The following is a 23,998-nucleotide window of genomic DNA, read 5'->3' on the forward strand; positions in this document are numbered from 1 at the left end:
GAATTAGTATTTTTGTTCACAAAAAAGAAAAGGGCGCACTGTGCGGTGCGCCCTTTTGCTAGTGGCGGAGTGGACGGGACTCGAACCCGCGACCCCCGGCGTGACAGGCCGGTATTCTAACCGACTGAACTACCACTCCATAAAACAACTGCATTGCATGGTGGGTGCTGAGGGACTTGAACCCCCGACCCTCGCCTTGTAAGGGCGACGCTCTACCAACTGAGCTAAGCACCCTATCCTAAAGGCGCGCTAGTTTACTGCATCCTTCAAGGCTTTGCCAGCCTTAAATGAAGGATTTTTTGCAGCCTTGATATTGATGGTTTCGCCGGTGCGCGGGTTACGGCCGCTACGAGCAGCACGCTCACGCACAACGAAAGTACCGAAACCAACCAGATTCACCTGTTCGCCATTCTTCAGCGCGCTGGTCACAGCCTCGATCATGGCATCCAATGCACGGCCGGCGGCAGCCTTGGAAATATCGGCGCCTGCAGCAACCGCATCGATCAACTCGGACTTATTCACCAGGTCATCTCCTATATTTCGCTGTTCAAAAAAAACACCGCCTCATGACTGGGCGGCCGGCGATTCGAGGGGCGTTTTATACCAACTGCCTTGAGACACTGTCAAGCAAGGATTTGCGACCTACGGATTGCGAATTGATTTTGCAGGAAAAACATCCCGCTGCCTGGACAACGGGATGTGAACGGCATATCAGTGCGGCCTGATGGCCCCCTGCGCTTCCTGCTCCGCCGGCTTGGCCGTATCAGCCACCTCAACGGGCTCAGGAAGGGGTTCGGGTGTGCGCACCAGCGCCAATTGCAGTACCTCATCAATCCACTTGACCGGACGAATAACGAGGTTTTCCTTGATGCTATCCGGTATATCGGCCAGATCGCGTCGATTCTCGTCCGGAATTACCACGGTCTTGATCCCGCCGCGCTGCGCCGCCAGCAATTTTTCCTTCAGACCACCGATGGGAAGCACCTCGCCGCGCAAGGTGATCTCGCCAGTCATGGCCACATCGGCACGAACCGCAATACCGGTCAGCGCCGACACCAGTGCAGTACACATGCCGATACCGGCGCTGGGGCCATCCTTGGGAATGGCGCCCTCGGGGACATGGATGTGAATGTCCTTCTTTTCGTAGAACTCCGGATCGATACCGAGCTTGCGCGAACGACTGCGCACCACACTCATTGCCGCCTGGATCGATTCCTTCATCACATCACCCAACTGGCCGGTGATGGTGTGCTTGCCCTTGCCCGGCACCACGGCAGTTTCGATACTGAGCAACTCGCCGCCCACCTCGGTCCAGGCCAGGCCGGTCACCTGCCCGACCTGATCCGTTTCCTCGGCACGTCCGAAACGGAAACGGCGCACCCCGAGATATTTCTCGATATTGTCTTCACTGACTATCGCCTTGCCTTGCTCCGGATGCAGCAACAGATCCTTGACCACCTTGCGACATATCTTGGATATCTCGCGTTCCAGGTTGCGCACGCCCGCCTCGCGCGTATAGTAACGGATAATCGCCCGCAAACCATCGTCGCCGATCTCCAATTCGCCCTCCTTAAGACCATTGGCCTTGATCTGCTTGGGCAACAGATAGCGCTGGGCAATATTCAGCTTTTCATGCTCGGTGTAGCCGGGAATACGGATCACCTCCATACGGTCGAGCAGCGGTGCCGGTATGTTCATGGAGTTGGCCGTCGCCACGAACATCACGTCGGACAGGTCGTAATCCACCTCCAGGTAGTGATCGTTGAAGGTATTGTTCTGTTCCGGATCAAGTACCTCCAGCAGGGCCGAGGCCGGATCACCGCGGAAATCCATCGCCATCTTGTCGATTTCATCGAGCAGGAACAACGGGTTGCGCGTACCGATCTTGGAGAGATTCTGCACGATCTTGCCGGGCATGGAGCCGATATAGGTGCGGCGATGACCACGGATCTCGGCTTCGTCACGCACCCCGCCCAGAGACATACGCACAAACTTGCGATTGGTGGCACGGGCTATCGACTTACCCAGCGAGGTCTTGCCTACACCAGGGGGACCGACCAGGCACAACACCGGGCCCTTGAGCTTGTTCACCCGCTGCTGCACTGCGAGGTATTCCAGAATCCGCTCCTTCACCTTTTCCAGACCGTAGTGATCCTGCTCGAGCACCTGCTCGGCAACAGCCAGATCATTGCGCACCTTGCTGCGCTTCTTCCACGGCACATTCACCAGCCAATCGATGTAGTTGCGCACCACCGTGGCCTCGGCCGACATGGGTGACATCATCTTCAGCTTGTTCAGCTCGGCAGTGGCCTTGGCCTTGGCCTCTTTGCTCATACCGGCTTTCTGAATCTTGCGCTCCAGTTCCTCCATCTCGTTGGGTGCCTCGTCAAGATCACCCAATTCCTTCTGGATCGCCTTCATCTGTTCGTTCAGATAATACTCGCGCTGGCTTTTCTCCATCTGCCGCTTGACGCGGGTGCGAATACGCTTCTCCACCTGCAACAGGTCGAGCTCCGACTCCAGAGCGGCGATGATGTGTTCGAAACGTTCACGCAAATCGACGATTTCGAGTATCTTCTGCTTCTCGTCGATCTTGAGGGCCATGTGTGCGGCGATGGTATCGGCCAATCGATTGCTATCTTCGATACCGGCCAGGGAGGTCAGTACCTCCGGCGGCACTTTTTTGTTCAGCTTGACATACTGATCGAACTGATTGAGCACGGAGCGTGACAACACCTCCGCCTCCCGCTCGTCCAATGCAGGCGTTTCCAGCAGACTGATCTGAGCGGAGAAAAATTTCTCATTGGGCAGGAAATGAATTATCTTAGCCCGCTTGGTGCCCTCGACCAGCACCTTTACGGTACCATCGGGCAGCTTGAGCAATTGCAGGATATTGGCCACGGTCCCAATGCGATAGACATCATCCTGCTCAGGATCATCCTGGGCGGCGCTCTTCTGCGCCACCAGCAGGATACGCTTGTTGCCGGCTATCGCCTCTTCCAGCGCAAAAATGGATTTCTCGCGGCCGACGAACAATGGAATCACCATGTGGGGGTAAACCACCACATCGCGCAGGGGCAGCACAGGTATTACCTGCAACTGGTCGGTCAGCTCGGAACTCTTGTCCTGTTCAGTCATTCTCGGTTACCTCATTGCCAAGCCGACTCACCCTCATCGGTAGTCAGGCCATGGCCGTGTGTGGGCATGCAAACCCCATGCATTGAGAAAGGATATGCGGATTAGGCATAGGGTTTTCAAGCAAGGCCAGAAACAGCACGGCCGCCCTGGGGCGGCCGTGGATATGGCTCATTCGCTGGCCGCCGCCGGGCGTTCACCACCTTCATACAGCAACAACGGCTCCGCTTCGCCCTTGATGACGCCTTCGTCAATCACCGCCTTGCTGACATTCTCCAGCGAAGGCAGTTCATACATGACATCCAGCAGGATCGCCTCGAGGATGGAGCGCAGGCCACGGGCACCGGTTTTGCGCTCCATGGCCTTGCGCGCCACTGCCGTCAGTGCCTCGGGGGTGAATTCCAATTCCACCCCTTCCATGTCGAACAGACGCGCATACTGCTTGGTCAACGCGTTGCGCGGCTCGGTGAGGATCTGCACCAGGGCCGCTTCGTCCAGCTCCTCCAGGGTCGCTACCACCGGCAAACGGCCGACAAACTCGGGGATCAGGCCGTACTTGATGAGATCCTCCGGCTCGACATCATAGAGCACCTCACCAACATTACGCTTGTCATCCTTGCTCTTCACCTCGGCGGAGAAACCGATGCCGCCCTTTTCGGAACGACTGCGGATCACCTTTTCCAGACCGGCGAAGGCACCGCCGCAGATGAACAGGATGTTGCGGGTATCCACCTGCAGGAACTCCTGCTGCGGATGCTTGCGTCCGCCCTGGGGTGGCACCGAAGCCACCGTACCCTCAATGAGCTTCAGCAACGCCTGCTGCACGCCCTCACCGGATACGTCACGGGTGATGGAGGGATTGTCGGACTTGCGCGATATCTTGTCGATTTCGTCGATGTAGACGATGCCAGTCTGCGCCTTCTCCACGTCATAGTCGCACTTCTGCAACAACTTCTGGATGATGTTTTCCACGTCTTCACCGACATAACCTGCCTCGGTCAGCGTGGTGGCATCGGCGATGGTAAACGGCACATTGAGTAGGCGCGCCAGGGTTTCCGCCAGCAGGGTCTTGCCACTGCCGGTGGGGCCGATGAGCAGGATATTGCTCTTGGCGATCTCGACATCGTCCTTTTTGTGGCCGGCTTCCAGGCGCTTGTAGTGGTTGTATACCGCCACCGACAGCACCTTCTTGGCGCGCTCCTGGCCGATGACATACTCGTCGAGGATGCTCTTGATCTCGCGCGGTGCAGGCAACTTGCTGCGGCCCTGATGGGTCTGCTCCTCCTGCACCTCTTCACGAATGATGTCGTTGCACAGTTCGACACATTCGTCGCAGATGAAGACGGACGGTCCGGCAATAAGCTTGCGCACCTCATGCTGGCTCTTGCCGCAGAAGGAGCAGTAAAGCAGCTTGTCATTGTCGCCCGTGCTGTTGGATCCTTCGCTCATGGGCTGTCCTCGCGTCTTTCGGTTACTTGTTTACACCTTGCAGGGTTTCGGCCCGCTTTGCAAGCCGCCCCGGCCCGGTCTCTGCCATCCCTGCGCCGCATGCGGCGCGGGGTCGCGTACGTCAGACGCGCTTCTCCAGCACCTTGTCCACCAAGCCGTATTCCTGGGAGACGGTGGCGCTCATGAAGTTGTCGCGCTCGGTATCCTGCTGGATGCGCTCCAGCGGCTGGCCGGTGTGGTGGGCCAGGATACCGTTCAGGCGTTCACGTATATATAGGAGTTCCCGGGCGTGAATCTCCACGTCGGAGGCCTGGCCGGAAAAACCGCCTAGCGGTTGGTGGATCATCACGCGGGAATTGGGCAGGCAGTAGCGCTTGCCCGGCTCGCCCGCCGCCAGCAGCACCGCGCCCATGCTGGCCGCCTGGCCGATGCACATGGTACTGACATGGGGCTTGATGAACTGCATGGTGTCGTAGATCGCCATACCTGCGGTCACGGAGCCGCCGGGAGAGTTGATATAAAGATGGATGTCCTTGTCCGGGTTTTCCGATTCGAGGAACAGCAGTTGAGCCACAATCAGATTGGCCATGTGGTCCTCGATGGGACCGACCACAAAGATCACCCGCTCCTTGAGCAGACGCGAATAGATATCAAAGGCGCGCTCGCCGCGACCCGTCTGCTCGATGACCATGGGAACCAGTCCCAGGTTGCGGATTTCCTGCATTCCGGCCATAGGCCCCTTATCGGTAAACATGCACGTTCCTTTAACTGGCGTGCTTACGCACGGTTCATAAGCTCATTGAAGTCCTGCGGCTTCTCCGTCACCTGCACCTGACCCAGCACCCATTCGACCACGCGCTCTTCCAGGGCCAGGGACTCCACCTCACCCAGGCGTCGCTGATCGGCATAGAACCACTTCACCACCTCGTCCGGCTGTTCATAAGCGGCAGCCATCTGTTCCACCTTGCGGCGCAGGGTATCGGCATCCACCTTGAGATTGTGGCGCTGTACCAGTTCCGCAAGTAGCAGGCCGAGGGTCACGCGCTTTTTCGCCTGTTCTTCGAACATGGCGGGCGAAATCGAACCACTCTTGTCGGCCGGCAGCTGCATGTTCTCACGCATTTGTTGTGCCAAGGCCTGCGACTCCTGCTGTACCAGCGCCTGAGGAACATCTATATCATTGATTTCCAACAACTTATCCATCACCTGCTGCTTCACCAGATTGCCCAGACGCTGTTCCAGCTCGCGTTCCATATTGGTGCGTACCTCATTGCGCAGTGCAGCAATCCCCCCCTCCACACCAAACTTTGCGGCAAAGGCGTCATCCAGCGCGGGCAGCTCGGGTGCTTCAACCTTTTTGACGCTGACCTTGAACTGAACCGGCTTGCCGGCGACGTCCTTATAACCGTAGTTCTCCGGGAACTGCAGGTCGAGGGTACGCTCCTCGCCCGCCCTGGCCCCCACCAGCCCCTCTTCGAAGCCGGCGATCATGCGTTTGCCACCGAGAGTCACGGGAACGTTTTCGCCCTTGTTACCCTGGAAATCGGCACCGTCGATGGTGCCGTGGAAGTCAATGGTGAGCCGGTCACCAACGGCAGCGCCACGCTCCACCTCCTGCCAACCGGCGTTCTGCTTGCGCAGGGTCTCCAGCATGGCGTCGACATCGGCCTCGGTGACCTGGGCAACAGGCTTTTCAATAGTGACACCGTCAAAGGCCGCCAGCTGAACCTCCGGCATAACCTCGAAGGTGGCCACGTACTCGATCCCCTTGCCCTGTTCCAGGCTCTTGGGTTCAAAAGAAGGGTAACCGGCCGGGCGCAGCTTTTCCTGGTTCACGGCTTCGAAATAGGTAGACTGGATGACGTCGCCCAGCACTTCCTGGCGCACCTGGGCACCGAAGCGTTGCTGCACCATCTTGAACGGCACCTTACCGGGACGGAACCCCTTGATACTGGTAGTGCGGGCCAGCTGGCGCAGGCGGTTGTCCACCTCCGTAGCAATGCGCTCCTCGGGAACCTGAACAGTCATGCGGCGCTCGAGGCCGGCGGTCGTCTCAACTGAAACCTGCATTGCAACTCCTTAATTTCAATAGCAATAGTTGTAATCATGAAACTGGGCCACCCGGTCGAGGGCACGGCGCGTGCGATACGGCAGGGTAACGGCTGCACCAGGTATGCTGGTGCGAAAGGAGAGACTCGAACTCTCACGGGTTGCCCCGCTGGAACCTAAATCCAGTGCGTCTACCAATTCCGCCACTTTCGCGAATCGGGGAATTATAACGGTTCCCACCGGCACGATATAGCCCCAAAAGGCGCGCCTGGCGCGGAGAAAATCAGGAGCGAGGGATTAAAGAAGAGGAAAAATTGGTGGGCCGTGTAGGACTCGAACCTACGACCAAGAGATTAAGAGTCTCCTGCTCTACCAACTGAGCTAACGGCCCTGAAGAGGGCGCAAATTAAACCAAATTCATTGCCGCCGATCAAGAGGGAAGTACAACCAGTTTATCCCCCCTGCCTGCACGCCCTTGATCACTGTCAAGGCACCAAGCGCCGCGTCATGGCCTTATGTCACCCAGGGACTTTACCGCATGCAGCCTCGACGTTATTCTTGGGTGTGCATGCAGGGCAAACCAACGACAAACGACGGGACAGGAGCAGCACCATGTCTGGCATGAATGCTTTTGATCAACTGCTGATCGGCCAAGCACCAGAGTTCTGTGCCCTCGTCCGCTCTGCCAAGGTGGTTGCCGCTACCGATGTCACGGCACTGCTACTGGGGGAAAGCGGAACCGGTAAGGAACTGTTCGCCTCGGCCATTCACCAGGAAAGCCGCCGGGCCCGTGGCCCCTTTGTTGCCATCAACTGCGCTGCACTGCCGGAAGGTCTCGCCGAGTCCGAACTCTTCGGCCACCGCAAAGGAGCATTCACCGGTGCCGTACGTGAGCATGCCGGCCGCATCCGTGCCGCCCACGGTGGCACCCTGTTCCTGGATGAAATCGGTGAGCTGCCTCTGGCGGTGCAAGCCAAACTGTTGCGTTTCCTCGAGTCCAGCGAACTGCAGCCCGTGGGGAACACGGAAATCGAGCGTGTCGATGTACGCGTTATCGCCGCCACCCATCACGATCTGCACCAACGGGTCAAGCAGGGCCTGTTCCGTGCGGACCTGTACTACCGACTCAATGTCGTGCCGCTGGAACTGCCGGCGCTGCGCAACCGCTCCGGTGATATCCGCCTGTTGCTCGATCGCCTCACGGCGCGCATTGCGGAGCAACATGGTCTGCAAGCCCCCCGCTACCGCCCGCGCGCCCTCAAGGCGCTGGAACAATACCGCTGGCCGGGCAACATCCGTGAATTACGCAATTTTGCCGAGCGCATGGTCGTTCTCCTGCCCGGCGGTGATGTCGATCTGGAAAATCTGCCCCATGAAATCCGCCTTCCGCAACTTGAGGAACCGACCCTGTTCACCCTACCTGACAGCGGCATCAATCTCGAGGAGCTGGAACAGCAGATGATCCGCCAGGCGCTGTACAAGACCCGTGGCAACCGCAGCCATGCCGCCCGCCTGCTCGGCTTGACGCGCGACACTCTGCTCTACCGGCTAAAGAAATACGCCATCGAATAAAGACGCCACACCCGGAAACGACAAGGGCGGCCTCGGAGGCCGCCCTTGTCGTTTCCGGAACACCGCCGTCAGTGATGGTGGTGCATCATCTTGCCGTCATCCATGGGCATGCCCATGCCGGTGCGTACCTCGAAGGAGGCCGGCACACTGCTGCCGTCCTTGAACTTCAGGGTAATGTCCACCTTTTCCCCAGCCTTGAGCGCACGCTTCGGCTGCATCAGCATCAGATGGTAATCGCCGGGCTTGAATTCGAGCTTGCCATGGGCCGGAATTTCGATGCTGGGCTGATGCACCATGCGGGCCATGCCGCCGTCCATCACCGTACGGTGCAACTGCACCTCTGCCGCCGCCGCGCTCTCCGCGCCAACCAGCACCAGCGGTGCGGCGCCATGGTTATGCAGCACCATGAATGCACCGAGCGCCGGCGCCATCGGCGGCGCCTCGCGCACCCAGGGATTTTCCACCACCGCACCGGATGCAGCCGCCGCGGCCGTATACAATCCCGCCGCCAGCAGTCCCAGTACCCGCACCATCCTCATCATCGCCGTTCTCCTCCCGCTAGCTGTGTAAAAACCGTCAATTCAACTTGAACTCCATGCCGAAACTCACCCGCATGGGGCAAACCACGTCGCGCGGCGGCGCCGGCAGCGGCAGGGCGGCGCGTACCGCCACCTCCGCCGCCTTGCGCAGGACATCAGGGCCGTCCTCCACCCGCACATCGCCGATCCGGCCGTCGTCATGCAGCACGAATGATACCTGAATCACTCCCTGCAACCCGCGCCGCCGCGCCGCCCGCGGATAAAACTTGTGTTCCTCGATATGTGCCAGCAGTGTGCCCAGATAATGCCGCCGCGCCTGCTCCTGCTGCCGGGGGTCACCCGCGGTTTCCACCGGCGCGGGAGCGGAGTCGGCCACAGGCTCCGGCGCGCTGACCGGCGCGGTCTCCGCCGGAAGTGCCTGCTTGACCGGTCGCGGTTCCGGCGGCCGCTGCTTGGGCGGCTCCGGCGGCTTGGGACGCGGCTGTACCTCGGGTACCGGAGCCGGCGGCTGCGGCTTGGTGGCGACGCGAAAGCTCAGGCGGGTGACGCCGGCGGCCTGCCGCGCCTTGCCGTCATCCGCGCTCAGGGCGAAGGCTCCCGGCCAGAACAGGAGCAGGTGCAGCCCCAACGACACCACGGCGGCAACGGTCCAGATAAGACTCTCGCGCAAGGTCATTGCTCCACGGTCACGATGTCCACGCCCTCGGCCCCAGCCTTGCGCGCGGCATCCAGCACGCCGACGGCCAGACCCAGCGTGGCGGCGCGATCACCGCGGATGCGTACCACCTTTTCCCCCTGCTGCTGCAATTCGGAGCTCAGACGCGACTCCAGCTCGCTGATGTCGATGAAGTGATCGCGCACCAGGATGCGTCCCTGCGCGTCCAGCACCACCTGTACGTACTCACTGTCGTCAGGGGCACCGCTCTGCGCCACCGGCAGGTCAACCTTGATGTTCTCCTCGCGCACGAAGTGCGAGGTAAGCATGAAGAACACCAGCAGCAGGAAGACGATGTCGATGAGCGGCGTCAGATTGGGAACGTGGCTCAGGCGGCGGCGGCCCTCAAACTGCATGGACGACGCCCTCGCGATGATGCACCGGTTCCGCGCTATCCGTCAGGTCGCAGCCCGGCATCTGCTCCAGCACCACCGAGGCGCAGCTGCGCATGGCCTGGGCGCGGCGATCCGCCATGCCCTCCAACACATGCAGCATCAGCAGTATCGGGATCGCCACCGCCAGCCCAACGCCGGTGGTCAACATCGCCTCCCAGATACCGCCGGCCAGCGCCTGGGCATCCACCCGGCCACCGGCCTGCTCGATGACCATGAACGCCTTGATCATGCCGATGATGGTGCCGAACAGGCCAAGCAGCGGTGCGGTGTTGCCCAGCACACCGAGGGTGCGGAAGCCGCGCTCCATGCGCTGCAACTCCTCCGAGCCGATGCGCGAGGCCACCCGGCCGAGGTCCTTCACGCCAGCCGCGGCGGCCTCCAGCATGCCGCGGACGATGGCCGCCTCCGGACCACGCAATGATTGCAGCAGCGCAGCGGTTTCATTGCCGCGCAGCGCATACAGCAGGCGCCCTTCGAAATCACGCGGCGGACGCCCCAGCAGGGCGAAGCTCAGAAACCGCTCGACGAGCAATGCCAGCGCGACAACGGAATAGGTCAGCAGTATCCATACCACCGCACCGCCCTTGGCCAGAATCTCTTCAATAGTCATGGCTGCTCCGGTTCTTTGCCAATCTGGGTCTGCCTTCAAAACTGCACGGACAAACCGGCGGTCCAGACACGCCCCGGGTTGACCACGATGGAGATATCCTCGGCATCGAACACCCCGTCCTTGTTACCGTCGCTGCTGCCCCGTGCGGTGTTGTAGTAGTGCTCGTCGAAGACGTTGTCGATACGCACGAAGAATGACGCCTTGTTGGCAGCGCCGAAACGGGTATCGTAGCGCAGCAGGGCGTTAAACACCGTGCGCGCACCGATCTCGATGGTATTCGGCTCGTCGACATAGTAACTGGAGTAGGCATCCATTTCACCAGTCACCGTCCAGCCCCGCGCCGGCCGATAGTCCAGCGACAGATTCAGGTGATGCTGCGGCGTGCGCGGGATGACGTTGCCGGTAAGATTCATGGACTGGAGGCAGTACTGCGTAGCCGGGTTGAGTATGCTGCAATCCGCCACGTAGGTGCCGTAACGATTGCCCAGCAGCAGGTTGAAGTTGTCGTAACGGGTAAACTCCGACAGCAGATAGGTATAGGCGACGTTGAGCGCTACCTTCCTTTCCCGATCGCTGTTCATCGCCAGCTCGAAGCCGCGCGAGCGCATGCCGCCGATGTTCTGGTACTGCTCCAACTCGCCGCTCACCGGCAGACTGTACTGCCCCGCCGTGGACATGATGTAGTCGTCGCGCTCCAGCTGGAAAATGGCGGCATCGAAATCCCAGTCCACGCCGCCCCAGTTGCCCCTGCCGCGCAGCCCCAGCTCCATGTTCAGCGACTGTTCCGGGCGCAGGTCGGGGTTGCTGGCGGTCTTGCCGGTGGGCGAGATGGTGCCGGCGAACAACTGGCTGATGGACGGTGCGCGGAATCCGGTGGACACATTGCCGTAGATATCCACCGTGTCGGCCAGGGCGTAGTTACCACCCAGGCGCCATGAGGTGACATTGAAGCTCTTGTCCAGTTTGAGCGCGGCGAGATAGTCCTCGTAGTCGAGGGCCAAATGGTCGTAGCGGCCATTGACGGTGAAGGTGAAACGATCTGCCGGCTGGAACTTGATCTCGCCATAAACGGCGTGCACCTGCTCGCGGGTAAAGTCGTCGCCGACGACTGTTCCGGCGTAGCGGATGGGGTTGAGCGGCGATGGACTGGGGCTGGACTTGAAGTCCACCAGATACTTAGTGTAATTGCGGTAGGTGTTGTCGCGCAGGTCGAGTGCGGCCATCCAGGCCATACCGGTGCCGGCACTGCGGTACTCGCTCTTCACGCCCCGCTGCACCTGCTTGTAATCGTTGCCGGTGGTGTAGGCATTCACATCGGTTACGATCTGGGGCGGCGTATCCGCTGTGTAGTTCTGCGGCGCGGTGACGAAGCGGGTGTGGTCGTTGTACTGATAGGCGTTCAGAAGCAGATTCTTGCCGCCGTCCAGATCCTTGGCATAGGTCAGGTAGTACTTGCCCAGATCGACGTCATACATACGGGCATAATCGCGTCCTTCGTAGCTCTGCGGATCGGTCTCGGCCTGCGTCACGCCCTCAACAGAACCGTGACTGTCCTTCTTGCGGTTGGAGGCCTCGAAGCCGAAGGTCAGATCGCTGCTGTCGTCGACATACCATTGCAGCTTACCGTCCACATAGTCCGCACGGTACTCCGACTGGAACCAGTAGCCGTCGCTCTCGCGCCGTGACACCTGGACGTGGGCATTCATGTTGTCGCTGGCATAACCGGCCCGTGCCAGGTACTTCTGGTAGTTGAAACTGCCGCGCTCTGCCTCCAGGCGGTAGCCGGCCAGTTTGGCGCCGCGCTTGGTGGTTATGATGACGGCACCGGCCAGCGCATCATCGCCGAACAGATAGGACGCACCGCCCTTCACCACCTTGATGGACTCGATGTTGTCCAGGTCGATATTCACGGCGCCGGTACGCTCGAACACCGGCACGCCGTCGATGACCACGGCAACGCCGGGCTTCTCGCCCATATAGCGCTGGTTTTCCACGCCGCGGATATGAATCTTCAGGTTGCCGCCGCTGGTGAACTCCGAGGTGATGCCGGGGACGGACTGCAGGACCTGTTGCAGGTTTTCCACATGGGACTCGTCCACCTTCTCGCCGGAAATGGTCCTGGTGTTGGACGGCTCGTCACGCTTCTGCTCAAAGCGGTCGTCAATGGTGGTCGACTCGACATAGATTACCCCAAGATTATCCGCCGCCGACACGCCGGACAGCGCCAGAACACTACCCAGCGCCCCCGCCAGGACAGGAAAGCCGCAACCACGTCTCATTGTATTTACCCCGTATATTCGTTGTTTTATGCATTCGCTTCCGGTGATGCATCGCATCCCGGGCAGTGCCGCTATTGGCGCAGGCAGCAACGTTGACAAATATCAATCGCCCTACCGCCTTGTTGCGCGGGCGTAAACAAGTGCATGATTCATGCCCGCCGCCAAGTGATTGTTTCCACACTCCATGTGGTTTCAACATCACCACGGGATCACGGTAAATGCCGCACTGCCGCGGCATATGACACAGCGGCAGATTCCACCGCCCGTCGCCGCACCGCGAACTACGTCCGCCGGCTGCGCTGTGTCAAATGCCACAGGATCGCGGCATATGACCTGGCGCCCACCCGCTGCGCCAGCGCCGCGAGTGCATAGGTTCAATGGCTTATACCGTTGGCATGCATCGTGCTCTCCTCAATAGTCGCGCCTTCCCCGCGCATCACGCCGGACAACCAACGGATTTGCCCATGAGAACAACGACAACCCTGTTAATGACACTATTACTCGCCTGCGGTGCACCTCTGACGGCAGCGCCCCTGTGGTGGTCGGAAACCAACCCCCATGCCGAACACGGCGACGCGCGCCATTCCCACGGTGGTCCGGTAGAGATACGCCGTGGTGTCTATTACAAGAATCTTTGGCTGCGCAGCGGCGATGGGCCGGCAAATTCTGCCTATGTGGATCAGCTCATGCCCGGACGGCTGCTGTTGCAGAACGTCAAGGGCGATGTCGTGGAAATGTCCGGCGGCAACCTGCACGGTTCCTTCGGCGTCAACTTCGCCATGCCGGACGAGGGGTTCTACAACCTGTACCTGATCTCCGAATTCGTCAGTGACGGCGTGCGTCATATCGGCGTCGCCAAGTCCGAGGTGCTGAAACACAGCTGCCGAGAGGGCCATGATCACATCAAACCGCTGATTGCGCCGCGCACCCTCGACACCCTGCCGCTGGAGATCGTGCGCGAACGCCAGATGGCGGAGAACTTCCATACCCTGCTTGGCTACGGCGACACCGTCACCTTCCAGATACGGCGTCAAGGCCAGCCGCTGGCCGACGCCGAGGTCACCTTTCACACCGCGCAGGGCTGGCACAAGACCGTACGCAGCGACGCCGCCGGCCACGCCAGCTTCATGCTGGTGCGCGACTACTATCCGGACTGGCATGAGTTCGAGCGCCGCTACCGCCAAGACTACATGGTCAGCGCCGCTTACAGCGTCACCGAGGACGGCATGCCCACCCGCTATGTCGCCACGTACAACGGCAGTTACTATCCGTCGACGCGCGACTATCGCTCCTACGCCTACGGTCTGCTGCTGGGCACCTTCGCCCTGACCTTCACCGGCGTCGCCGTCTACCTGTACCGTCGCCGCCGTCAGCGTCGCTTCCACGAGGTCCGCTTCGATGAAAAGAATTAGGGACGCCGTCAACAGCGTCGACCTGCGGCGCTTCCGCTTCTGGCTGCAACTGTTCTTCTTCGTGCTGCTGGTCTATGGCGGCTATCTGGCCGTCAATCTGGGTCAGTACCTGCCCACCTTCGCCTGCGGCTTCAATCAGGAGGGCCGCGGCGGCATCTGCTATCTGCTGCCCTTACAGCACCAGTTGGCGATGTCCTGGAAAACCTTGTTCAGTTGGGCCGGGCTGATGGTGTTGCAGGGATTTCTGTTCTTCGCCCTGTGGTTCTTCGTGCTCAATAAGGGTTGGTGCGGCTATGTCTGCCCGCTGGGCACCCTCCAGGATTGGATCACCAGCCTGCGCGCCCGTCTCGGCATCCGTTACTCGCGTTATACCGAAGGCCAGTTCCGCCGCCTCAGCCTGATCAAGTATCTGCTGCTGGCCCTGATGATTCTGATTCCGCTCGGCATCGGCGGTGCGCTGCTGCCCCACGACATGGGCACGCCGTTCTGCGACATCTGTCCCGGGCGCATGATCATTCCCATGTTCACCGGTGACTTTTCCCAGCTCACCATCGACTTCTCCACCAAGACCACCATGGTGATGACTGCGCTGGGCATGCTGGTCACCGGCCTGTTTCTGGCCGGCGCCTTTTTCAAGAAACGGTTCTTCTGCTTCTTCTGCCCCATGAGCGCCCTGCACTACCTGCTGTCCAAGCCGGCACTGCTCAGGCTGAAGAAGGACGGCGCCAAGTGCACCCGCTGCGGCGACTGCTATCGGGTGTGCGACATGGAAATCAGGGAAATCGCCGATGAAGTGAAGGATCCGCGCATCATGCAGGATGACTGCATCATGTGCCTCAAGTGCGTGGCCCATTGCCCGGAACCCGGCGCACTCAAGGCCACCTTTGCCGGCATCCCCATTTTCGAATCCACTGAATACGGCTTCATCAAGCGCATGAACAAGGGACACCAACATGAACACAACGCCCAGTGAGGCCCTGGCCTACAACCGTTCACGCCAGGCGCGGGAGGCGGAAACCCTGCTTGATCGCATACAGGATGGCTTCCCCGACAATCCGCAGGCGATGCGCTATTTCTACGACCTGTTCCGCAACGTCTATTGTCATGGCGAGCCAGTCAAGCACGAGGGCACGCTGGTCGGTACCACCTGCATCCATGCCCCGGAGGAACTGATTTACGCCTTCGGTGCCACGCCGGTACGGCTATGCAACGGCTCCTATCACTACGACCAGATCGGTGCCGACTTCATGCCGGCCAAGTCCTGCCCTCTGGTGAAGGCCACACTGGGTTCCCTGCATGCCAAGGCGGCGGTGCCCAATACCGCGGCGCTGGAGTTGATCGTCAACCCCACCACCTGCGATCAGAAGACCAAGGCGAGCGCAATGATCGCGGCCATGGGCTACCAGGTGCATGACCTGGAGCTGCCGCCGGCCAAGGAAAGCGAGGAGGCACGGCTGTACTGGCAGCGCTCCGTACGCCGCCTGGCCGTGCGCCTGCGCGAACTGACCGGGCGCAAACTGACGCGCAACAATCTGAAGCAGGCCATGGCGCGCACCGCCCGCGCCCAGGCCGCTTTCCGAGCCCTGCATCAACTGCGCAAATCCGCACCGGCACTGTTCCTCGGCAAGGATGCCTTCCTGGTGACCAACGCCTATTTCTTCGATGATCTCGACCGCTGGACCGCTGCGGTGGAGCAGCTCAACGCCGAGCTTCTGCAACGGCAACAGGCGGGATTCCAGGCGGCGCAGAAACGCGCGCCGCGCATCCTGTTCACCGGTTCGCCGCCCATCTTCCCCAACCTGAAGCTACCGCTCCTCATCGAGGAAGCGGGCGGCGTGGTGGTGGCCGACGAGACCTGCTCCGCCAACCGCATGCTCTACGACATGACGGCGGTGGACGAATGGCTGCTCAACGATATGGTGGACGGCCTGGCCGATCGCTATCTCAAGCCCTGCACCTGCCCGATCTTCACCCGCAACGACGATCGCCAGCGCCGCCTGCTGCAACTGGCGTCTGACTTCAGCGTCGACGGCGTGGTGTATCAGGCCTTCGCCGGCTGCCAGGTCTACGAAATGGAGCACCGCAGCATCGCCGACGTGCTCGCCGCGCAGGACATTCCCATGCTGTACGTGGAGACCGACTACAGCCCCGACGACATGGGCCAGTTGTCCACCCGCATCGAGGCGTTTCTGGAGTCCATCAAAACCCGCAAGAGGAGCAAGCAATGAGTTATTTCGCCGGTATCGACATCGGCTCCACCGCCATCAAGGCCGCCGTGGTCGATGACGCAGGCGCACTGGTCGGCACCCATATCGCTCCTACCGGAAGTTCCTTTCACAAAAACGCCATGGAAACCTTCGAAACGCTGCTGGCCCGGCACGGCATCACCCGCGACGCGGTAAAGTTCATCACCGCCACCGGCTACGGCCGCAAACTGTTCAAAGAGGCGGACGACTCCATCAGCGAGATCACCGCCAACGCCATAGGTGCCTGGGAGGCAGGCAAGGCCTTCGGCGGCGTGCGCACCATCATCAACATCGGCGGCCAGGACTCCAAGGCGATCCAAATCGACGTCAACGGCAACGTCAGCAACTTTGCCATGAACGACAAGTGCGCCGCCGGCACCGGCCGTTTCCTCGATGTGGCCGCGCGCAACCTGGAGATCGACCTGGAAGAACTGGGCGACTACCACTTCGGTGGCAACGGCACACCGCTCACCATCAACAGCACCTGCGCGGTATTCGCCGAGTCGGAGATCATCGGCCTGCTGGCCAAGGGCCACGGCAAGGAAGAGATCGTCGCCGGCATCCACTACTCCATCGCCCGCCGCACCGTGCGCTTGGCCAAGCGCGTCGGCATCGAGGACCGTGTCTACTTCGACGGCGGCCCGGCGCTGAACAAGGGCCTGGTGGCGGCGCTCCAGGACGAACTGGGCCGCGAACTGGTGATTCCGCAGGAGCCGCAGACCACCACCGCCTTCGGTGCCGCGATGCTGGCGCGCAGCCAGTTTCTGGCCGAGGCGTGATGGAACCCATCGAGCAGACCATCGTCACCCTGCCCCTGGCCCTGGCCCTCGGTCTGGTGTTCGGTTTCAGCGCCTGCACCATCAGTTGCCTGCCCTATCTCGGCCCGGTGTTCCTCGCCAGCGAGGGCGGCATCCGCCAGTCCTGGCGCACCGTGCTGCCCTTCTCCCTGGGGCGCCTGTGCAGCTATGGCGGCCTCGGGCTGCTGGCGGGCTATGTGGGGCAATATCTGGGCGACGATGCGGGACTCGGCGGCATGCGCTGGGTGCTTGGCAGTGCGGCGATCATGGTCGGCCTCGCCCTGTTGCTGCGCCGGACGCGGCGTACATCATGCAGCGTTCCGGTCGCCACGGAGCAGCCGCTGCAACGCTTCGATCCGGCGGCACCGCGCACCCTGATGCCCGGTGGACTGTTCCTGCTCGGTGCCAGCATGGCCCTCACCCCCTGCGCCCCCCTCGGCACGGTGCTGTTCTCCGCCGCCCTCACCGCCAGCGCCGCGCATGGCCTGGCCCTCGGCTTGTCCTTCGGACTCGGTGCCATTGCCCTCCCCGCGCTGATCTTCGGCATCGGCGTGGCCTACATCGGCGCCCGCCTGCGCGAACAATTGCGCCACTGGAGCCACGGCGTACAGCACCTCAGCGCGCTGCTCCTCATCGCAGTCGGCGGGGTGAATCTGTTCGGCTGAATGCGCGAACGCCGGAAACGAAAAAGCCCGCTGATGCGGGCTTTTTCTGTTAGGTGGGGTGGACGATGGGACTCGAACCCACGACGGCCGGAATCACAATCCGGGACTCTACCAACTGAGCTACGTCCACCATTGAAACTGTGGCCACTGAAGGCCGCCGGGATTGGCGCGCCCGGCAGGACTCGAACCTGCTACCCTCGGCTTAGAAGGCCGATGCTCTATCCGGATGAGCTACGGGCGCCGGATGGCCGAGTCCGCGTATCCTATCGAAAAACGGTCCCTTAATCGAGTTGGTCGGGGTAGAGGGATTTGAACCCCCGACATCCTGCTCCCAAAGCAGGCGCGCTACCGGACTGCGCTATACCCCGGATTCAGGAGCCGCGCCCGACCTTCGGCAGGACGCGCGAAGCGGGCGATAATACGCGCCGACCGCCGGCGAGTCAACGGCCGGAAGCGCCGGGCGCGGCTTGCTGCAATGGCGGACATTATATAGGAAAAGACGCGCGCAATACCGCACGAATCTTGGCGAAACCGCGCCCGGCGTGCGAACATATGCCGCTTCCATTTTCAGCCCACGGCAAGGTTATGAGCGCGCAGATCATCGACGGCAAGGCCATCGCATCCCGACTCCGCCAGCAGGTCAAGCAACGTGTGGACGAGCGCGTCGCCAAGGGACTGCGTGCCCCCGGCCTCGCCGTGATCCTGGTGGGCAACGATCCGGCCTCCGAGGTCTATGTGGCACACAAGCGCAAGGATTGCGCCGAGGTGGGCTTCGCCTCCCGCGCCTACGACCTGGCCGCCGACACCAGTGAGCAACAGCTGCTCGGCCTCATCGACGAGCTGAACGACGATGCCAGCGTCGACGGCATCCTGGTACAGCTGCCGCTGCCCGCACACATCGATGCCGAAAAGGTCATCGAGCGCATCCACCCGGACAAGGATGTGGACGGCTTTCATCCCTACAACATCGGCCGCCTGGCCCTGCGCATGCCGGTGCTGCGTCCCTGCACCCCGCGTGGCGTGATGGTGCTGCTGGAAAGCCTCGGACAGTCGCTCAAGGGCATGCACGCAGTGGTGGTGGGCGCCTCCAACATCGTCGGCCGTCCCATGGGCCTGGAACTGCTGCTGGCCGGCTGCACCGTCAGCACCTGCCACCGCTTCACCCGCGACAGCGCCGCCCTGGCCCGTCAGGCCGACATCGTGGTGGTGGCCGTGGGCAAACCCGGTCTGGTCAAGGCCGACTGGATCAAGCCCGGCGCCATCGTCATCGATGTCGGCATCAACCGCACCGCCGACGGCAAGCTGGTGGGCGACGTGGACTACGCCGGCGTCAGCCAGGTGGCCGGCTGGATCACCCCGGTGCCGGGCGGCGTCGGGCCCATGACCCGCGCCCTGCTGCTGCAGAACACCCTCGACGCCGCCGACAAGCTGCATAAATAAGGCCGCTTTGGCATTATCGGCGGGACAACTACAACAGAACCCGCCGCCATGGAACTGCCCGGCCTGCTGCTCACCGCCCTCTTCGTCTGGGGCGTCATCATCTACAACCGGCTGGTGCGTGACCGCAACCGCGTGCTCGCCGCCTGGTCGGACATCTCCGTCCAGCTCAAACGGCGCCACGACCTGCTGCCCAAACTGGTCGACGCGGTCAAACAGTACGCCGCCTATGAACAGGCCACCCTCAGCGCCGTCATCGAACTGCGCACCCGGAGCGAACACACCACTGCCCTGGCCGAAAAGGGCCGTCTGGAAAGCGCGCTCGGCACCGGCATGCACCAGTTGCTGGCCATGGCGGAGCAGTATCCGGAATTGAAGGCGAACCAGAACTTCCTCGCCCTGCAGCGCGACATCACCGCCGTGGAAGACCACTTGCAATACGCCCGCCGCTACTACAACGGCGCGGTGCGCAATCTCAACACCCGTATCGATTCCTTTCCCGACCTGCTGCTGGCCCGTCTGTTCGGCTTCCGGCAGCGTGAATATTTTGAACTGGAATCTGCCACCGAACGCCAGACTCCGGAGGTTCGCTGATGCGCCATTGGCTGTTTTTGCTGCTGCTCGTTGCCACCGGTGCCCACGCCGATGAGCGCATCCTCGACTTTCACAGCGCCATCATCGTCTACAGCGACGGCAGCATGCTGGTCACCGAAACCCTGCGCGTGCGCGCCGAAGGACAGCAGATCCGCCGCGGCATCTACCGCGACTTTCCCACCGATTACCGTGATCAACAGGGCAACCGCTACCGCGTGGCCTTCGATGTCATCGAGGTACTGCGCGACGGCCGCCGCGAGGACTACCACACCGAGCGCCGCAGCAACGGTGTCCGCGTCTATATCGGTCACGCCGATCGGCTGCTGCAACGCGGCGAGTACACCTACACGCTGAGTTACCGCACCAACCGCCAGCTCGGCTTCTTCAGCGACCACGACGAACTGTACTGGAACGTCACCGGCAACGGCTGGAGCTTCCCCATCGACCACGCCGAGGCCACCGTACAGCTGCCGCCCTCGCTGGGCGACAGCGTACTTACCCTGGAGGCCTATACCGGCCCCGCCGGCAGCCAGGGCCGGCTGTATCGCGCCGCCCAGACCGATCAGGCCCTGGCCTGGTTCGAGACCACACAGCCGCTGTGGCCGCAGGAGGGTCTGACCATCGTCGTGGGCTGGCCCAAGGGGCATGTGCACGCACCGACACAACAGGAACAGCTCGGTTACCTCCTCGACGACAACCGGGAACTGCTGGTGGCGGGCGGCGGCCTGCTGCTGCTCACCTTCTATTACCTGATGGCGTGGCACCGGTTCGGCCGCGATCCGGAGCCCGGCGTCATCATCCCGCAGTACGAGCCGCCGCCGCAGTTCTCCCCCGCTGCGCTGCGCTTCATCCGCCGCATGGGCTATGACCACAAGGCCTTTGCCACAGCCCTGGTCGGGCTGGCCGTCAAGGGACTGGTGCGCATCGATTACCTCAACGGCCATTACTCTGCCCACCGTGAAAAGACGCCGACCAGCGAACTGGCCCCGGGCGAGCACGCCCTGCTCAAGCACCTGTTCGATTCCTCCGCCAGCATCACCTTCAAGCAGGAAAACCATCGCCGCATCAAGACGGCCATCGACGCCCACAAGGCGGCGCTGAAACGCCATTACGAAAAACTGTTTTTCGTCACCAACAGTGCCTGGCTGCTGCCCGGCATCCTGATCTCCCTCGCCACCCTGGCCCTTGCCGCCATGCAGCTGCCGCAGGGAGAGGAGGCCTTCGCCGGCATCTTCATGCTGGTCTGGCTCAGCGGCTGGAGTGTCGGTGTCACCGTGCTGGTCATCGGCGCCGTCACGGCCTGGCGCAATGCCTTCCATGGCGGCAGCTTCCTCGGCGCCATCGGCATCACGGCCTTCAGCATTCCCTTCCTCGCCGGCGAGGGCTTCGGCCTCTGGGCCCTACTCCAGTTCACCTCACCGAGCATGGTCGCCATCCTGCTCGGCGTACTCCTGCTCAACTTCGCCTTCTACCATCTGCTCAAGGCACCGACACTGGCCGGACGCAAGCTGCTCGACAAGGTCGAAGGCCTGCGCCTGTATCTCGATGTGGCGGAGAAGGACGAGCTGCAGCTCAGGCATCCGCCGGAGAAAACTCCGCAACTGTTCGAGCGCCTGTTGCCCTACGCCATGGCATTGGACGTGGAGCAGCGTTGGGCCGAACGATTCGCCGCCGTATTCGCCCGGCTCAGTGCCGAGCGGCAGGAGTACAGTCCATCCTGGTACCGCGGCAGCCACTTCAGCAGCCATGACCTGGGCGGCTTTGCCGGCAGCCTCGGCGGCGCCATGAGCAGCGCCATCTCATCGTCTTCCAGCGCCCCCGGCTCCAGCTCGGGCGGCGGGGGCGGCGGCTCTTCGGGTGGCGGCGGCGGTGGTGGTGGCGGCGGCGGCTGGTGATGCCCGGAAATGGTGCACAACGGCCTGTTTTTTCCTGTTGCCTCGCTGTCCGGCGCGCGCTATTTTTCGCACTTCCAAACAATAACCTGCGCATGAGGCGCCTATGCTGCTCTGGTTCGTGATTGGCTATCTGGTGATCTCCATCGGCCTCGGCCTGATGGCGGCGATGCGCGTACACAACTCGCGCGACTACATCGTGGCCGGACGCCACCTGCCGATGTTCATGGTGTTCGCCATGGTGTTCGCCACCTGGTTCGGCGCCGAAACGGTGCTCGGCATCTCGGCCACCTTCCTTACCGACGGCCTTTCCGGCCTGGTGTCCGACCCCTTCGGCGCCTCGCTGTGTCTGATCCTGTTCGGCCTGTTCTTCGCGCGGCCGCTGTACCGCATGAACCTGCTCACCATCGGCGACTTCTACCACAACCGCTACAACCGGCCGGTGGAAGTGATCACCTCCATCTGCATTGCCCTGTCCTACCTCGGCTGGGTGGCGGCGCAGATCACGGCGCTGGGCGTCGTATTCAACGTGCTCACCGATGGTGGCGTATCGCAGTCCCTCGGCATGGTCATCGGCGCCTCGGTGGTCCTGCTCTACACCCTGTTCGGCGGCATGTGGTCGGTGGCCTTCACCACCGCCGTGCAGATGGTGATCATCGTCCTCGGCCTGCTGTTCATCGCGGTGCTGGTCTCCGATCAGGCCGGTGGTGTCGTCACCGTGGTCAATCACGCCAACGAGGCCGGCAAGTTCGAGTTCTGGCCCGCCTTCAGCGCCGCCGAATGGCTCGGCTTCATCGCCGCCTGGATCACCATGGGTTTCGGCTCAATCCCGCAGCAGGACGTATTCCAGCGCGTCAACTCGGCACGCAGCGAGAAGATCGCCGTGCATGGAACGATCATCGGCGGCAGCGCCTACTTCGTGTTTGCTGCGGTGCCGCTGTTCCTGGCCTATGCCGCGACGCTGATTGACCCGGAAATGGTCAGCCGCCTGATCGACGAAGACTCGCAGCTGATCCTCCCCACGCTGATCAAGGAACACCTGCCGCTGTATGCACAGATCATCTTCTACGGCGCCTTGCTGTCGGTGATCATGAGTACCGCCAGCGGTACCCTGCTGGCGCCATCGGTGACCATCTCGGAGAACGTGATCAAGAATCTCGTCGGTCCGATGGACGATCGCCGCTTCCTGTGGCTGACGCGCGTCGTGGTGGCGAGCTTTGCGGTGCTGGTCACCCTGTACTCCCTGTCTTCCGACACCACCATTCACCACATGGTGGAAAACGCCTACAAGGTTACCCTCGTGTCGGCCTTCATTCCGCTGGTGTTCGGCATCTACTGGAAACGCGCCACCACACAGGGGGCCATGCTGGCCATCGTGCTGGGTCTGGGGTCGTGGATCCTGATGGAACTGTTCCTGCCGGAAGGCGACAGCATGTGGCCGCCGCAGCTCGTCGGCCTGCTGTTTGCCTTTGTCGGCATGCTCGCCGGTTCGCTGCTGCCGCAGGTGTATGGCCGGCATCACATGACAGCGGCGGAAGAGTCCCATATCTGACGCCCCACTGCGATGATTCTGACCCCGACCGCCAACGACGAGGACCTGCGCCTCATACCGATCCTGGATGACCTGATCAACCAGGGCTGGTCGGTGCAGAAGAACTTCCTCGACAGCGCCACTGCGGCCATGCTGCGCGCCGAGTGCCTCATCCGCTGGCAGGGCGGCGAGTTCCGCCACGCCGGCGTCGGGCGCGGCGCCGAGCTGCGCATCCGTCCCGAGGTGCGCAGCGACCACGTCTGCTGGCTCGACCCCACCATTCCCGATACGCCGCAGCAACAGCAGTACTTCGCCATCATGGAGCAGTTGCGGCAGGCGGTGAACCGCACGCTGTACCTCGGCCTGTTCCAGTTCGAGGCCTTCTTCGCCGTCTATCCGCCGGGCACGTTCTACCAGAAACACCTCGACCGCTTCCGCGGCAGCGAGGAGCGAACCCTCACCGCAGTGCTGTATCTCAACGAGGACTGGAAGGAAGAGGACGGCGGCCAGTTGCGCCTGTATCTGGACGAGGCCGGTGTCGGCCCCCATGTGGACGTGTTGCCGGAGAGCGGCACCCTGGCGGTGTTCATCACCGAGGGGCGCTGGCACGAGGTATTGCCCGCCACGCGCGAGCGCATGAGCCTGACCGGTTTTTTCCGCACCCGCGGCTAGCAGCACAAC

Annotated in this window: 21 protein-coding genes and 7 tRNA genes; 11 read left to right on the forward strand and 17 right to left on the reverse strand. The window is 61.9% G+C overall.

Features of this window, described 5'->3' with window-relative positions; translation table 11 throughout:
* Nucleotides 1-62: 62 nt before the first annotated feature.
* The 9 genes from EP379_RS08675 to EP379_RS08715 form a co-directional block, all read right to left on the reverse strand.
* Nucleotides 63-139: transfer RNA gene (locus tag EP379_RS08675), tRNA-Asp, on the reverse strand.
* A gap of 19 nt (nt 140-158) precedes the next feature.
* Nucleotides 159-234 (reverse strand) — tRNA-Val (locus tag EP379_RS08680).
* A gap of 15 nt (nt 235-249) precedes the next feature.
* Complete coding sequence (locus EP379_RS08685) at nt 250-522, reverse strand: HU family DNA-binding protein (RefSeq protein ID WP_127477428.1); 273 nt, start codon at nt 520-522, stop codon at nt 250-252.
* A gap of 189 nt (nt 523-711) precedes the next feature.
* Nucleotides 712-3,138 (reverse strand): endopeptidase La, encoded by a 2,427-nt coding sequence (gene lon / locus EP379_RS08690; protein WP_127477429.1) that lies wholly within the window; start codon nt 3,136-3,138, stop codon nt 712-714.
* A gap of 168 nt (nt 3,139-3,306) precedes the next feature.
* Entirely contained in the window at nt 3,307-4,584 is a 1,278-nt protein-coding gene (gene clpX, locus EP379_RS08695) for an ATP-dependent Clp protease ATP-binding subunit ClpX (protein WP_127477430.1), read from the reverse strand.
* Between the two features lie 121 nt (nt 4,585-4,705).
* Nucleotides 4,706-5,338 carry an ATP-dependent Clp endopeptidase proteolytic subunit ClpP gene (clpP, locus tag EP379_RS08700; protein WP_127477431.1) on the reverse strand — a complete coding sequence of 211 codons (633 nt, stop codon included), beginning with the start codon at nt 5,336-5,338 and terminating at the stop codon, nt 4,706-4,708.
* Nucleotides 5,339-5,361: 23 nt separating this feature from the next.
* The gene (gene tig, locus EP379_RS08705) at nt 5,362-6,654 is read right to left on the reverse strand and encodes a trigger factor (protein ID WP_127477432.1); all 1,293 of its coding nucleotides are present in this window, start codon (nt 6,652-6,654) and stop codon (nt 5,362-5,364) included.
* Between the two features lie 107 nt (nt 6,655-6,761).
* Nucleotides 6,762-6,846 (reverse strand) — tRNA-Leu (locus EP379_RS08710).
* Between the two features lie 102 nt (nt 6,847-6,948).
* Nucleotides 6,949-7,024 (reverse strand) — tRNA-Lys (locus EP379_RS08715).
* Between the two features lie 230 nt (nt 7,025-7,254).
* Between EP379_RS08715 and EP379_RS08720 the strand changes: the two genes are divergently transcribed.
* Entirely contained in the window at nt 7,255-8,205 is a 951-nt protein-coding gene (locus EP379_RS08720; RefSeq protein WP_127478878.1) for a sigma-54 interaction domain-containing protein, read from the forward strand.
* Nucleotides 8,206-8,273: 68 nt separating this feature from the next.
* On the opposite strand, the gene EP379_RS08725 is transcribed toward EP379_RS08720, so the two are convergent.
* Genes EP379_RS08725 through EP379_RS08745 form a run of 5 tightly spaced genes read right to left on the reverse strand, consistent with a single transcriptional unit; the run spans nt 8,274 to nt 12,743 of the window.
* Nucleotides 8,274-8,747: a copper chaperone PCu(A)C gene (locus EP379_RS08725; protein WP_127477433.1), complete on the reverse strand. Its 474-nt coding sequence runs from the start codon at nt 8,745-8,747 to the stop codon at nt 8,274-8,276.
* 34 nt (nt 8,748-8,781) lie between these two features.
* Nucleotides 8,782-9,414 carry an energy transducer TonB gene (locus EP379_RS08730; RefSeq protein WP_172600426.1) on the reverse strand — a complete coding sequence of 211 codons (633 nt, stop codon included), beginning with the start codon at nt 9,412-9,414 and terminating at the stop codon, nt 8,782-8,784.
* A gap of 2 nt (nt 9,415-9,416) precedes the next feature.
* Nucleotides 9,417-9,815 (reverse strand): ExbD/TolR family protein, encoded by a 399-nt coding sequence (locus EP379_RS08735; protein ID WP_127477435.1) that lies wholly within the window; start codon nt 9,813-9,815, stop codon nt 9,417-9,419.
* Nucleotides 9,805-10,464, reverse strand: coding sequence for a MotA/TolQ/ExbB proton channel family protein (locus tag EP379_RS08740; RefSeq protein WP_127477436.1), 660 nt, complete (start codon nt 10,462-10,464; stop codon nt 9,805-9,807). Before EP379_RS08740 ends, EP379_RS08735 begins: the two co-directional genes overlap by 11 nt.
* Before the next feature lie 35 nt (nt 10,465-10,499).
* Nucleotides 10,500-12,743 carry a TonB-dependent receptor gene (locus tag EP379_RS08745; RefSeq protein ID WP_127477437.1) on the reverse strand — a complete coding sequence of 748 codons (2,244 nt, stop codon included), beginning with the start codon at nt 12,741-12,743 and terminating at the stop codon, nt 10,500-10,502.
* Nucleotides 12,744-13,231: 488 nt separating this feature from the next.
* On the opposite strand from EP379_RS08745, the gene EP379_RS08750 reads away from it, so the two are divergent.
* Genes EP379_RS08750 through EP379_RS08770 form a run of 5 tightly spaced genes read left to right on the forward strand, consistent with a single transcriptional unit; the run spans nt 13,232 to nt 17,863 of the window.
* Nucleotides 13,232-14,155 carry a hypothetical protein gene (locus tag EP379_RS08750; RefSeq protein WP_127477438.1) on the forward strand — a complete coding sequence of 308 codons (924 nt, stop codon included), beginning with the start codon at nt 13,232-13,234 and terminating at the stop codon, nt 14,153-14,155.
* The gene (locus tag EP379_RS08755; RefSeq protein ID WP_127477439.1) at nt 14,142-15,128 is read left to right on the forward strand and encodes a 4Fe-4S binding protein; all 987 of its coding nucleotides are present in this window, start codon (nt 14,142-14,144) and stop codon (nt 15,126-15,128) included. Before EP379_RS08750 ends, EP379_RS08755 begins: the two co-directional genes overlap by 14 nt.
* The gene (locus EP379_RS08760; RefSeq protein WP_127477440.1) at nt 15,109-16,383 is read left to right on the forward strand and encodes a double-cubane-cluster-containing anaerobic reductase; all 1,275 of its coding nucleotides are present in this window, start codon (nt 15,109-15,111) and stop codon (nt 16,381-16,383) included. Before EP379_RS08755 ends, EP379_RS08760 begins: the two co-directional genes overlap by 20 nt.
* Nucleotides 16,380-17,180, forward strand: a complete 801-nt coding sequence (locus EP379_RS08765; protein ID WP_127477441.1) for an acyl-CoA dehydratase activase — start codon at nt 16,380-16,382, stop codon at nt 17,178-17,180. Before EP379_RS08760 ends, EP379_RS08765 begins: the two co-directional genes overlap by 4 nt.
* Nucleotides 17,180-17,863 carry a sulfite exporter TauE/SafE family protein gene (locus EP379_RS08770; protein WP_127477442.1) on the forward strand — a complete coding sequence of 228 codons (684 nt, stop codon included), beginning with the start codon at nt 17,180-17,182 and terminating at the stop codon, nt 17,861-17,863. Before EP379_RS08765 ends, EP379_RS08770 begins: the two co-directional genes overlap by 1 nt.
* A gap of 54 nt (nt 17,864-17,917) precedes the next feature.
* On the opposite strand, the gene EP379_RS08775 is transcribed toward EP379_RS08770, so the two are convergent.
* The 3 genes from EP379_RS08775 to EP379_RS08785 all read right to left on the reverse strand — a co-directional run bounded on the left by EP379_RS08775 (nt 17,918) and on the right by EP379_RS08785 (nt 18,231).
* A tRNA-His gene (locus tag EP379_RS08775) sits at nt 17,918-17,993 on the reverse strand.
* A 34-nt stretch (nt 17,994-18,027) separates the two neighbouring features.
* Nucleotides 18,028-18,104: transfer RNA gene (locus tag EP379_RS08780), tRNA-Arg, on the reverse strand.
* Between the two features lie 50 nt (nt 18,105-18,154).
* Nucleotides 18,155-18,231 (reverse strand) — tRNA-Pro (locus EP379_RS08785).
* Nucleotides 18,232-18,448: 217 nt separating this feature from the next.
* Between EP379_RS08785 and folD the strand changes: the two genes are divergently transcribed.
* The 5 genes from folD (at nt 18,449) to EP379_RS08810 (ending at nt 23,989) form a co-directional block, all read left to right on the forward strand.
* The gene (gene folD, locus EP379_RS08790; protein WP_127477443.1) at nt 18,449-19,303 is read left to right on the forward strand and encodes a bifunctional methylenetetrahydrofolate dehydrogenase/methenyltetrahydrofolate cyclohydrolase FolD; all 855 of its coding nucleotides are present in this window, start codon (nt 18,449-18,451) and stop codon (nt 19,301-19,303) included.
* A gap of 48 nt (nt 19,304-19,351) precedes the next feature.
* Nucleotides 19,352-19,894, forward strand: coding sequence for a LemA family protein (locus EP379_RS08795; RefSeq protein WP_127477444.1), 543 nt, complete (start codon nt 19,352-19,354; stop codon nt 19,892-19,894).
* The gene (locus tag EP379_RS08800) at nt 19,894-21,789 is read left to right on the forward strand and encodes a DUF2207 domain-containing protein (RefSeq protein ID WP_127477445.1); all 1,896 of its coding nucleotides are present in this window, start codon (nt 19,894-19,896) and stop codon (nt 21,787-21,789) included. Before EP379_RS08795 ends, EP379_RS08800 begins: the two co-directional genes overlap by 1 nt.
* A gap of 103 nt (nt 21,790-21,892) precedes the next feature.
* Complete coding sequence (locus EP379_RS08805; RefSeq protein ID WP_127477446.1) at nt 21,893-23,338, forward strand: high affinity choline transporter 1; 1,446 nt, start codon at nt 21,893-21,895, stop codon at nt 23,336-23,338.
* A 12-nt stretch (nt 23,339-23,350) separates the two neighbouring features.
* Entirely contained in the window at nt 23,351-23,989 is a 639-nt protein-coding gene (locus EP379_RS08810) for a 2OG-Fe(II) oxygenase (protein WP_127477447.1), read from the forward strand.
* The last annotated feature ends 9 nt before the right edge of the window (nt 23,990-23,998 follow it).

This window comes from Sulfurivermis fontis, from assembly GCF_004001245.1.
Classification (GTDB): domain Bacteria; phylum Pseudomonadota; class Gammaproteobacteria; order Thiohalomonadales; family Thiohalomonadaceae; genus Sulfurivermis; species Sulfurivermis fontis.